Genomic DNA, 12,227 nt, shown 5'->3' on the forward strand with positions numbered 1-12,227 from the left:
AAACCTATCCATCCGCCAAAAAAGCACACATTATTGCAGAACTTTCAACTTATAACAGTTTTGTTTTTCTGTAAAGTTCCGCTCTGTATCGGAATGTGGAAATCGGCATTCCACATGCTTTTGCTGCTGCACTGCAGGTTATAATACCTTTTTTCCATTGCTGATAGATTTGATGGAAGTTCTCCGGCAGCGCCTGCGGCGGTCTTCCGAATTTGACTCCTCGGGCTTTAGCCGCTGCTATTCCTTCTGCCTGTCTCTGGCGTATATTGTGGCGTTCATTCTCTGCCACAAAGGATAGAATCTGCAGGACAATGTCGCTGAGAAAGGTTCCCATCAGATCTTTTCCTCTGCGTGTGTCCAAAAGCGGCATATCCAGTACGACAATATCAACTCTTTTTTTCTTTGTCAGAATCCGCCACTGCTCCAGAATTTCCGAATAATTGCGGCCAAGCCGGTCAATGCTTTTGATATATAGCAGATCGTCTTTTTTTAACCTGCGAAGCATCTTTTCATACTGAGGACGCTCAAAATCTTTTCCGGACTGTTTGTCCATAAAGATGTTTTTCTTTGGAATCGAAAGTTTGTCCATTGCCATCAATTGTCTGTCCTCATTTTGCTCCCTGGTGCTGACACGAATATAACCATAAAGATTTCCCATACTTCTCCTCCTCGTACTATTCTACTGCTCATCTAATGTGAGGCCTTATCGTATTCCCGCTCATTTCTAAGGCTTCTGTCCTGCGTATTAGTATAATCCACATTTCGCATCCATCCGGGCTGTTTTTTCCCGTTAGTCCGAACAGATTTCGCCAATTGAAGATGATTTTTATAAAATAAAAGAAAAAGATGGCAGCAGGATTCTTGATCCTTGCTGCCAAATATTATGTTTCCTATATGCTTATACCCGCATTCCCATGCATTTAAATCGAAAAACTCTGGTGGGGGTATTTTTTCTGATAGTTTCTCTTCACCAGCCCGGCACCTCCACGGCCTCGGGTCGCCCGTCGGGCTTTGCAGGCGCCCGCAAGGTTGCTGTTTCTAGGGGAAAAGTTTATTGAAAAAGTTTGTTTTTTACGCAAAGTTATGGACTCGCGGGGCCTGATCACGCCAACTTGACGGCCCGCACGGCCTGATTGCGAATTTGAAAGCGCTCGGCCGTTGAAACTTGCGTAAAAAGTGAAATTTTGTTTTACTTTTTTCCCGAACCCCCGCATCCCATTTTCAAACCGCCGCCGGTTACTTTTACCAAATCCGATAATTTTCACCCAGACCCGGGCTCTTTCAGCCCTTTACTCTCTCGCCTTTAAAAATAACCGTATCCACTTTTATTTTTCCGATGTCCATAGGAGCCACGCTGGTGATGTCAGAGTCCAGTATCACCATATCGGCGCACTTGCCCGCCTCGATCGTCCCCGTTATCTCCTCTGCAAACATTTGGTACGCCCCCGAAAGGGTATAACTTTCTATCATTTCTTCAAGCTCCAGGCAATCTGACCGCGGATCCTCTTCCGGCCCGGAGATGATCCCTTTGTACTTTTCATAATCAGGCGCTTCCTTAGGTATGGTCCTGGTCATGCCGATCTGCATTCCCATCATAGGGTTTAGATCGGGAACGATGGGAAAATCCGTGCCCGCAGCTGCAGTTACACCCGCTTTCACCAGCCTTCCGATCGGGTACTGCTCATACGACCGCTTTCTTCCCAGCAAGGGAATCATCAGGCAGTCTGTAAAAGCATCAATCACCGGCCACGTTGGCTGCACAGAACCCACAATATTCAAATCTGCCATACGCTTTATGTCATCTTCTGCGATGCACATAATGTGAGCGATCGTATTTCTTTTTCCGTTCACGCCGTTTTGCTCGATATATTCATAACAGTTGAGAGCCTGTTTTACCGCTCCGTCTCCCATGCAGTGCATATGGATCTGATATCCCCCTTTTGCCAGGACCAAACAGGCCTCTTTCATTTCCTCCTCCGGCCACTGGGGGAACCCGCGGTAATCTTCGGTCAAACCTGCTTCAGCCAGCGCCTCTTTTTCAAAAGGCTCATTCATATAAAAGGTAAAGCCTCCGCCGTCGCAGAAAAATTTCACTGTTTCGATTTTAAAAATATCTCCAACATCGTACTTGCCTTTTTCATCCACCATCTGCTGAAACTGGGAAAAAGGTTTTGATAAATCAGCAAGATGCGCTGTTCGAACCCTTATTTTCAGGCTGCCGTCCATGGCCATACTGCGATACGCTTTTATGGCATTCGGTGTCGCATAAGCATCGAAGATTCCTACGAGCCCGCAGGGGAAAGCATGTTCTTCCTGAAATTTTCCGATTCCTTCGATGTATTCTTCTACGGAAAAGTCGGCTTCTTTCAGCGAATCCAAAAGCAGGCACGTCGCCGAAAGCTCCTGAAAAAGCCCTATCGGCATTCCCTGTTCATCGCGGGGCATTTCTCCCATCCGCGGGGTTGGCGTATGGGCATCGATACCGGCCATTTCTAAGGCTTTTGTATTTACCAGAATGCTGTGGTGATCGTAAGACCGCAAAATGACCGGTCTGTCAGAACAAATTTTGTCCACATCCTCTCTGGTCGGCGGACCCTCCGGATCGGTCTGAAAAAAGGCAGGGTTCCAGCCCGTCGCGCGCACCACCGGCATGTCAGGGTTTTCTTCTGCGTAAGCTTTTACCGGCGCAAGCATTTTCCCAATGTAGGCCTCACGGGATTCTTTTTCTTCTCGCGTAATGTCATAGATCAGCTTTGTCAGATATAGCTCGGCGCACATGGTCGCGTGCAGATGAGAATCGATAAATCCCGGCAAAATACTGTTGCCATGGGCGTCTATCACCTCCGTATCGGGGCCGGCAGATGAGACCGCTTCCGCATCTGTACCGACTGTAAGGATCTTTCCATCAGAAATCACTATGGCTGTATGTTCCCAGAGCGCTTCCTTGTTAAACACTTTTCCATTTTTGATAATCAAATCAGCTTTCATTTTCTGCCCTCTCTTAAATGTTCTTGCTTTTATTATAATGCTTTTTCAAATCCTTCGGTGGAATATTCTTCGCCGGCCTTCTTTTTCTGCAGCGCTTCCTTGATCGCGTCGAACTCTTTCTTATTTATTGGATACTTGGAAAAGATCAGCATACTGATAAAAACGAATACTGCCGGAATAATAGTTGCCATCAAAAGAATCCCATGGATTGCGGTTTCGCTTTCCGCTCCGCTGCCCGTGTATCCGAATGCGGTCAGCATCCAGCCGGTTGCGGAAGTGGCAAATGCTCCGCCTGCTTTTTGGAAAAATTGCGCAACTGCGACAACGCTGCCTTCTCTCTGTTTGCCATTGATGAATTCATCCAGTTCGCAAACATCATATACGGTTGCATAATAAAGACCCCAGAACGCACTCGTGGACAGTGCGATCATAAATCCGTTTATCATGACATGGGTGAAACAAGTCATTCCCAGAAAATACATCACAATGCCATTGGCAACAAAGAGCAAACTGAAAATGAATAATGTGATTTTTTTGCTTCCGATTTTGTTCGCAACGATGATGGATACCGGTGTGCAGCAAATCGCCATGACCGTATAGACCGACCAGAAGGTTGCCTGCTGTCCCGGTGTCAGCTTTGCGCAGTAGGTCATCAGATAGACGCCAACGCCGCTGAACAGCGTGTATCCAATGATGTAGAAAATCCCTGTAAAGATCAGATTTCTGTAAGCTTTGATTTTGAACAGCTCTTTGTATGTCTTTATAACGCTTTCTCTCGGCTTGTTCTTTTCAATATTCTGCAGATAGGTCATATCTTCTCTGCCTTTGGTCGCAAAGTATAAGATGAGTCCACAAAGGATGATAACGACTCCAGCTGCCGCGCCTGCGATCCCCCAGCACGTTTTGACATCAACGCCCTTTGGAGCGAGCGCCGCGATGATCCACATGGGACCGGAATTACATAATGCAACGAATGGATAGGCTGCCAGACCTACGATCATTCTGATGGTGTTTCTCTCGTTGTAGTCACGTGTGATCTCTGCGCCCAAAGCCGCATAAGGTACTGCGTAAGTTGTGTAAAAGGTCCACAGCAGTATGGCCATCAGTATGTAGTATACAGACTGGGCCACGCCGGCAAATTCATTTGGTATGAATAGCAGGAACGTCACGATGGCAAGCGGCCACATGCTCGTGAAGATCCACGGCCTCCTTCTGCCGTTTGGATTTCTTGAATTGTCGGACATAAAGCCCACTGCCGGGTCTGTTACAGCATCCCACATAACTGCTATGAAGGAAATGATACCTGCCAGCGCCGGGTTTACACCGGCTACGTCGGTTAAGAAAAATTAAAAGTACGTAAAAAATAAGTTGTACGGTACAGAATCACCTGCAGTACCGATTCCATAGCCGATTTTCACTAACAATGGTACCTTTTGATCAGCCATAAGTTTTTCCTGTGTCATATCAAGCCTCCCTTTCTCACGATTTTCGAGTATATACATACTATATGCCAATTAGCGTTTTTAGAAAAGTATGAATATTGTTAATTGTATGTCTTGTGTTGCTTTCCTTATTTTTTGCTTTTATAATTAAATCGCAACTAAACCGTTTTCTTATAGCAACTAAAGGAGGGTGTTATGCTACTGAAACAGTCCACCAAGTGCAATCAGCAGACCCCGCTCCACATGGAGCTTCTCAACATAAACGAACATCCATGGCATATGCATGATGACAAAACCATGGAAATCATCTATGTGCTGCAGGGAAGTCTGCGCTGCAGCCTCTCCATATATTCGTCCATTTTGCAGGCAGGAGACATTGCGGTTGTCAACACCGAAACCCTTCACCACTATAATTCAAGCGATGATAATATCGTACTGATCTGTCATTTATATCTCAATCATTTCAGTTCCCTTATGCCTGAAATCGAAAATACGCTCATCATCTGCAACTCCGCTTCCGCTGCGGAGTTTGACAAACATTATGAGCTTCTGAAAAACGCTTTTGCAAAAACTGCGGCTCATTACTTCAATATCAAGCCTCCTGCTCAGGATGAATTAATGGACAGCTGTATAAACTTTCTCTCCACCCTGTATAATCATTTTAACTACCTTGCTCACGACGGAGCTTCCATACGCAATGAAAATACCATGAAAAAAAGGCCGCTTCAGGCGGAACGGATCAAACGTGTCATGCACTACATTTATGAAAACATTGCGGGTAATATCCGCTTAGAAGATATCGCCGCAAAGGAATACATCAGTAAGTATTATCTTTCCCATCTCATTTCCGATTTTTTAAGCATGCCGCTCAGAGATTACCTGGGTATGGTTCGTGCGATTTGCGCGCAGGATTACCTGTATGCTACCGACATGACGTTGGGCGAGATTGCCGCCGCTGTTGGTTTCTCCAGTACCGAAATCTTCCGAAAGGCTTATCTGAAGAACACTGGCTTCACCCCTACAGAGGACAGAAAAAGGGCCTGCGGCCACACACTGAATGATATTCCTTTAAGCGATTCTGACGTACTCACATATATGGATATCTCTGACATTGCGCCTTTCATGCACCTAAAAAACGTTGGCAATGCGTCGGTCAACAGTCTTGAAAACAAATCCTATCATACGGAAGCTGTCTCAATCAGCTTTTGTGAAACAGCCTCTAGGGCAGTAAACGCCTCATGGGATACGGTTTTGATCGAGGACCCCCGTCAGCTGCTCTCTTTTCATACTCTGGGGGCTCTGTCGATGCTGAGGGATCATCATTGTTTTTCAAAGATATGTGTGCCGAAAGACTCCCTGCTTTCTTTTTATTCAGCCTTTGGAAGCTGGGATATGATCGGTACGGTTCTCAAGGTGATCAAAGAAGATGGTTTTTCGCTGCTCATTCACGGCAGCGATGGGAATGAATTCGAAAGCCTGACTGCTTTTTCCAGGCAGTTTGCCGGTCCTGAAATCGTTTTTTCGCCAGAGAGCATGCCATCCCCGGGCAACTTTTCAAATCCTGCTTGTCCAATTTCAATCACAGCGGATCATTTGCAAAACACAGTGTCGTATCCGACTTTATATCAAAATAAGCTCAACGTGCCATTCATGTTTGACAGCAACAACCTGAAAACCAGCGCATTTTATGCATACACCTTTCTTAACCGCATGCTCCCGGAATTCCTGTACGCTGATGATGGCTGTTATGTGACCCGTGCGGAAAATAAAGCCGCGATATTATTGTACAACAACCGTTCTGCCGGCGAGGATGGGAATGGTATTCAAAAATATATGTTCAACTTAAAGCACTTGGAAAAGAAGTACTTGTATAAATCCTTTATCATCGACGACACCTACGAAAGCGCCTCTGCAATTTTCCAAAATCTCGCTCTGGGCAAACCTGCGGATTTGAAGCTTCAGCGTCAGCTCAACATCGCTGCGGAGCCTGCCATGGAAGTGGATGTCATTGAATCCCTGCTGGAGTATAACCTTTTTCTTTCCTCCATACCAAAAACAATCCGGCTGATCGAAATCGAATAGGCCGTGTTTATGCAGCGGCCCGGCTTCTGGTGCCTGGGAGGCATTGGCACCGGGGCCGGGCCTAGCCGGACTAGCAAGGATCGGTATCGGGTCCTGCCGGGCCTGGCCAGCAGGGATCAGCACCGGGGTCTGTCGAGTCAGCCCGGCAGAGATCTGCATCGGAGGGGCTGCCGATCCGGCCAGGCAGAGATATGCGCCCGGCCCGGTTGGAAAAAAACTTTTTTTGCTGATTTCTATTCGAAACGGCCTGATTTGGAAGCAAAGTCCATAGAAAAACAGAGCATTTTGCTGTTTTCGCAACAAGGGAGGTCGAGAAGAAGGATTTATTTGCTGTATATATATACTTTTTCGTATTTATATGCGGTTAGTTGGATGTAACAATCGAATTAAACTGGTCCGCCGCACCCTTTTACGTGACCTTTACGTGATTTTATATGGACATTGACCGTCAAAAGGCCGGTTTCGAATAGGTTTTGCGAAAATTTTTGTTTTGGGGAGTTGTGTGGAGCTTCAAGCCCCAAAATAAACCTCTTCATTCTGATGGTTTCGCACCACCAGCCTGGCCGCTACACGGCCTCGGGCCGCCTGAACCTGGCAAACAACCACAAGGTTGCTGCTGTCACGGGGTAGACGAAGTTTAACTCCGCTCACCGTTTCACATCCGGCAGCACGCCCCGCTCGCAAAGCGACCGTATCTGTCCATTCAGCATTTTCGCATGGTCCATCGGTTTTGGAGGTATGTACTTATACGCAGAATACCGTTTTCCTGAGCGCAGGTGGAAGATATAGCGGTTCGAATTTTCACGGATTTGGAAAATCGCACCCGCTTTCAAGTGAACCGCTTTTCCACTATAAAAAAGTTTCCTCTGGAAACGTTATTCGCGCTTCGCGCTCACTTTCACAAGGTAAACTTTTTTGAAATACAGGAAATGCTACGCAATCGATATTTCCTGTATTATAAAAACAGATGCTCAACCGATCTTCATCTTCCGATATGCTCACAATCTGCCGATTAAAAAATACATATAGACTAAGGCCCACCACAAGAATGAGAACCCCTGGTACAGCAAAAAACATGCTCTCCCCAAAACTGAGGGCTTCCGGTTCTCCGAACAAGAAAAATCCGCACATCCATATAATCAAAAATACAATGACGAAGATATAAAAACCGTTTACAAACCGCTTCTTCTTACCTAAATATGGCTGTTTCATAAATCCGCTTTCCTAATTATCTCAGCAGCGCCGCATTTTCGGATAAGGTGTTTTCCCATTCCTCGCTTGTGGCGTAATCGTAAGGTGTTTTTCCATTGCTGTCTTTGTCATTTTCCGTTTGCAGGTTCTGGCTTTTGGGGAAGCATCCCATCATCAAAAATGTCATGGCAATCACACCTCCTAGTAAGAGTCCCTTTATCATGATACCGGTTTTCCTTTCTTCTGAACTTATTTCTGTCTCCTGTTTCGGCCGGGTTCCAAAGTGTATGCGCCTTAAAATGCTGATTCTATTCAGCCGAACGCTGTTCGGTGCTGCAATTATGGTCACCAAACTTTGTCTTTTATTTTAGCATGCGGAAACATTTGCCGGATCTCCTGTTCGACCAGCGGCTTTTGCTTTTTGAATACCGCTGTTGGAGAAGAATGCTGGTAATAAGAAATTCGTTTTCCTTCTCTGGTAACAAACACATATCGGCTGGGTGCTCTCACAATTTCTGTGACATCGCTTATCTCGCATCTATAGGTTGTCCCGCCTGAGAGAACAAACTCAACTTTTGTGTTTTCTATCGCATTTATCTGGACCACTTGCCTTTGAAAAAAGAGAAATAGCGCTATTGCAATTGTAAAAAAGATCGCCACGCCGAGGGCCAGCAGCCCGATTTCCAGTATCGACAGCCCTTCCTGTGATTCCAATACCAGAAACCCAATTATCCAAAAAACTGCAAATATCGCTACAAGGGAAAGTAATATTCGCTTTAGCATGCGCTCCTCCTTTTATGTAAAGCCTCTATTCATTTCCATTATACCGGATCGCCCGCGCCTTACAAGCGGCGACAGGGCTGCTGCTGTCATGGGAAAATTTTATTAAACAATTTTATTTTTTACGCAAATTTATAGGTTTGCGAGGCACGATCACGCCAACTTGGCGGCCTGCACGGCCTCATTACGAATTTGAGAGTGCTCGACCGTTGAAACTTGTATAAAAAGTGAAATATTGTTTCAGTTTTTTCCCGAAACCCCACGTTCTTTCTTCCAACCGCAGCCACCTCGCATTCCGGTAGGCTTCTGTAAAACGCTATACCGCCTGGAATTACACTAATTTCGCAGCTTTGCGCGAGATGTAACCCTGCTGCTCCATCCAGGTCAGCCGAACAGTTTTTTTATCCTGCGGCGGGAGATATTCCAACTAACTATGGTCGCGATTAATACAAGACCGCCCGTTAAAAGCAGGAAAGGCAATGTAACCGCAGACCAATACTTGAGGCATTCATCCAGAATCAGCTTATATGCAATCGTTCCTATGAAAATGGCTGCAGCCCATATTCCCCATCGCCATGGGTTATAGAGCAATACCAACGGAATAGATAAAAACCAGAACAGCAAGAATACACTTTCTTTTGCAATAAACTGCGGCCCTATTTCTCCCCATTGATTGATTACTTTCGAAGCCTCGCCTATTACCATAGCAATGAAATTCCAACCGTAAAGATAACCTATTAAGCTGGTACATCGTTTTTTTAATTTGTTGTTTACATAGGCACGATTATGGAATGACCGCATAGAAATTATCATCCCGGCTCCTAGAAATATTGCCGTCCTTGAGCTGGGACTCAATATTTCGTCTGCAAACACAATATCAAAAAGCACAATGATTCCAACGAACCATATAATCCAGATAGTTAAAACTGGATGTTTTGGGATCGGAGTATCATCACCAGTAGATGAGAATTCTTTTATTGTAGAAAATATGGATTTCATAGCTGGCCTCCAAATCGGATTTCTGGGCATCTGGATAGAAGATCAGAGAAGTTTATCCCCTTCTGCTCCGCCCCAAAAGTCACTTCTTCATTCTCCTGTGATTTATTTTCCTGACCGCTGAACCTGCCAATATAAATCGGTAATATAACTGAAAATGCAACGAATAAACCTAATTGTAAGGTTTGGTCAGTAATAAGCAGCAATCTGCTTTGGAGGCCCTCCGGCCACAAATACATAGATAAGCCTACGGCACATGAAATGGGAAGCATCCAAATGGTTCTGTTACAATTTTTCAAGGAAAATTTTTTGCCCGCAGCTTTTCCGATATATGCCAACAAAATAATGCACAAAATCACAAGTGCAGAAAATTGCACATAGGATCTAAACAGCACCGCTTTGTCTGCCTGTGGTGTTAGCAATCCTAATAATAGAAATACTATGAGGCATGGAATCAAAATTGGACCTCTGCAAGCTAAAGCAAAGTTCTTGAGAGCCATTATTACAATTGTCAGAATCACGCCAGCAGCAAATCCTGCTTCTATATCGCCAATATCCGCACAAATATAGTCCAGGCATCCTAATAAAAACAGTCCGCCCAACCAGCTCACGATTTCTACAAATCGCATTTTTCTGGAACTCCATCCTTGCATTTTTTGTCCTTTCACCTAAGATTCTGTTGCAAATAATTTCTGCGTAATTGTATTTGATTCATCATTCCTCTGCAGTATCATGCAAATCCAGCTCGTATTTGTAATACTCTGTCTTATCCGCCCATTTAGAAATTGCATTTTCCAGCGATGCTGCACATTCTTCCCTTGCAAAAACCTCAATTATCTCGCCTTCAGAAATGCTGACGAGTTTTACTATTTGCTTCTTTTGCAGATACAAAAAGACGTTTTTGACTTTATGCATCGCTGCATCTTTTATCTTATCATTAAGCGTATAAAGCGTTTTCATTTTTTCATTTTCATAAATTCTTTTATACCTATATGGCTTGAATCTAAAAATTAAATCTTCATCGCCTTCTTTAAGAGCCCATAATAGCTTAGCTACTTCTTCAGGGTAATCAACAAAAGTAAAAGATGTCTTGATTTCCCACAAACTTTTTTCGCTGAAGCGCTCCTGTGCATCGCCGATATTTATTTGGACCCAATGCTCCAGATTTAATCTGCATAGTTCTTTCTGCTCTTCACTTTGAAATATGCAGCTGGTCGGAACATAATAAAATTCTAATTTATACATCAAATAGTACCCTCTACATAACAAACTGTTTAATGGGGCCAGGAATTGGTGTGGCCCTGCCGGCCGCTTTCACGGCCTCGGATCGCCCGTGCCTTACAAGCGGCTATAAGGCTGCTGCTGTCATGGGAAAATTTCATTAAACAATTTTATTTTTTACGCAAAGTTGCAGGTTTGCGGGATACGATCACGCCAACTTGGCGGCCCGCACGGCCTCATTGCGAATTTAAGAGTGCTCGACCGTTGAAACTTGCGTAAAAAGTGAAATTTTGTTTCAGTTTTTTCCCGAAATCCCACATCCTTTCTTCCAACCGCAGCTGCCTCGCATTCCGGTAAACTTCTGTAAAAAGCTATACTGCTTTGAAATACACTAATTTCGCAGCCTTGTGCAAGATGTTACCCTGCTGCTTCATCCAGGTCTGCCGAACAGTTTTCTATCCTACGGCGGGAGATATTCCAACTAACTACTGCCGCGATTCATACAATCCCTACTGTTGAAAGCAAACTATATGCATATCAAACATCGATCCATGTTCCCTCTTCCAAATCTAAGATCAATAATTGCTCTGTATCCTGAAAATACAGCGGCGGTGAGAAAGTCAGGTCTATACGTACAGCAGCTTTAACTTCAAACGCAAGCTCCTTTATACTAAATATGACGATCTTTTTCGTGTGCTCCAGCGCCAGGCACTCACACTCCGGGATCAAAGTCGCTTCCATAGGACAATATCGATTAGGAGCCGGTATCCGTTTTATGATTTCGTTTGAATGATTGTCCACAAACACATACTGCATTTTAAAATGAGTATCTTCCATGACCAAAGAGAACCTTTCATTTGGATCAACATAATACAGCACTCCCGGTTTACGAACCATCATCTGATCCGCACGAAAGATTGAAATTGCAATCTCAACCGAAAAAACATCGGAATAAAACTGTTTTCTTTCACAGGAGATCGTATTTTTGTCACTTTTCGGCCGGTACTCGTCGTTTTTGATAATTCGCAGCCCACCGCACTTATCGAACCACATTGAATGATCTGTATCTTCTCTATACACCAGATCCATATAGGCAGAATCCGAATCATATAAAAAGGCGTAACGATCACCGTCGTCTCCCAGTACGAGAATTATTAACAGGAACAGATGCCCTTCCAGATGATAACATCTCTTAAGTTCCCATTCATCATATTCCTCCGGAAGCCGTATTGTCACAATGTCTATGATGTCAAAAGATTTCAGTTCCACTAAATAAATCGACTCTGCATTAAATCCATACAGGATCTCCTCTTTCTCGTCTAATTCCAACCCAATTATTTCTTTTGCCGTCAACCTCTTTAGCGGTTCGTCCGTCCGCAAATCGTATTTTATCAAACACTGATCTTCTGCAATGACAAAAGAATTTTGTTTGTTCGATACGACTCCTGTTATTCCCGAGGTTTTTAAGGTGTGTTTTTTCTCCATATCATTCGCCTCCTGCACCATTTATCTTATCATTTCAAGCAT

At 44.4% G+C, this 12,227-nt stretch carries 11 protein-coding genes and 1 pseudogene; 1 reads left to right on the top strand and 11 read right to left on the bottom strand.

Translation table 11 applies throughout. The features are described from left to right. Window positions 1–49 precede the first annotated feature (49 nt). From NIA71_RS11390 to NIA71_RS11405, 4 genes and pseudogenes are all read right to left on the bottom strand, one after another. On the bottom strand, window positions 50–658 hold the full coding sequence (locus NIA71_RS11390) for a recombinase family protein (RefSeq protein WP_253020438.1): 609 nt from the start codon (window positions 656–658) through the stop codon (window positions 50–52). Window positions 659–920: 262 nt separating this feature from the next. Then, window positions 921–1,265, bottom strand: a complete 345-nt coding sequence (locus NIA71_RS11395; protein WP_148396067.1) for a hypothetical protein — start codon at window positions 1,263–1,265, stop codon at window positions 921–923. 16 nt (window positions 1,266–1,281) lie between these two features. Further along, window positions 1,282–2,988, bottom strand: a complete 1,707-nt coding sequence (locus tag NIA71_RS11400; protein WP_148396066.1) for an amidohydrolase — start codon at window positions 2,986–2,988, stop codon at window positions 1,282–1,284. A 32-nt stretch (window positions 2,989–3,020) separates the two neighbouring features. Further along, window positions 3,021–4,322, bottom strand: a pseudogene (locus tag NIA71_RS11405) (MFS transporter); the annotation flags it as partial. 303 nt (window positions 4,323–4,625) lie between these two features. Between NIA71_RS11405 and NIA71_RS11410 the strand changes: the two are divergent. After that, window positions 4,626–6,512, top strand: coding sequence for a helix-turn-helix domain-containing protein (locus tag NIA71_RS11410; RefSeq protein ID WP_253020439.1), 1,887 nt, complete (start codon window positions 4,626–4,628; stop codon window positions 6,510–6,512). Between the two features lie 849 nt (window positions 6,513–7,361). Here NIA71_RS11410 and NIA71_RS11415 read toward each other — a convergent pair. The 7 genes from NIA71_RS11415 to NIA71_RS11445 all read right to left on the bottom strand — a co-directional run bounded on the left by NIA71_RS11415 (window position 7,362) and on the right by NIA71_RS11445 (window position 12,185). Continuing rightward, the gene (locus NIA71_RS11415) at window positions 7,362–7,724 is read right to left on the bottom strand and encodes a hypothetical protein (RefSeq protein ID WP_253020440.1); all 363 of its coding nucleotides are present in this window, start codon (window positions 7,722–7,724) and stop codon (window positions 7,362–7,364) included. 16 nt (window positions 7,725–7,740) lie between these two features. After that, window positions 7,741–7,890 carry a hypothetical protein gene (locus NIA71_RS11420; RefSeq protein ID WP_253020441.1) on the bottom strand — a complete coding sequence of 50 codons (150 nt, stop codon included), beginning with the start codon at window positions 7,888–7,890 and terminating at the stop codon, window positions 7,741–7,743. Between the two features lie 158 nt (window positions 7,891–8,048). Then, entirely contained in the window at window positions 8,049–8,486 is a 438-nt protein-coding gene (locus NIA71_RS11425) for a hypothetical protein (RefSeq protein WP_148396063.1), read from the bottom strand. Window positions 8,487–8,867: 381 nt separating this feature from the next. Continuing rightward, entirely contained in the window at window positions 8,868–9,482 is a 615-nt protein-coding gene (locus NIA71_RS11430; RefSeq protein ID WP_253020442.1) for a hypothetical protein, read from the bottom strand. Beyond that, window positions 9,479–10,108: a hypothetical protein gene (locus NIA71_RS11435; protein ID WP_253020443.1), complete on the bottom strand. Its 630-nt coding sequence runs from the start codon at window positions 10,106–10,108 to the stop codon at window positions 9,479–9,481. Before NIA71_RS11435 ends, NIA71_RS11430 begins: the two co-directional genes overlap by 4 nt. A gap of 85 nt (window positions 10,109–10,193) precedes the next feature. Then, complete coding sequence (locus NIA71_RS11440; RefSeq protein WP_253020444.1) at window positions 10,194–10,724, bottom strand: hypothetical protein; 531 nt, start codon at window positions 10,722–10,724, stop codon at window positions 10,194–10,196. A gap of 513 nt (window positions 10,725–11,237) precedes the next feature. After that, entirely contained in the window at window positions 11,238–12,185 is a 948-nt protein-coding gene (locus NIA71_RS11445; protein ID WP_148396059.1) for a hypothetical protein, read from the bottom strand. Window positions 12,186–12,227 lie beyond the last annotated feature (42 nt).

Source organism: Ihubacter massiliensis, assembly GCF_024125305.1.
GTDB lineage: Bacteria > Bacillota > Clostridia > Peptostreptococcales > Anaerovoracaceae > Hominibacterium > Hominibacterium faecale.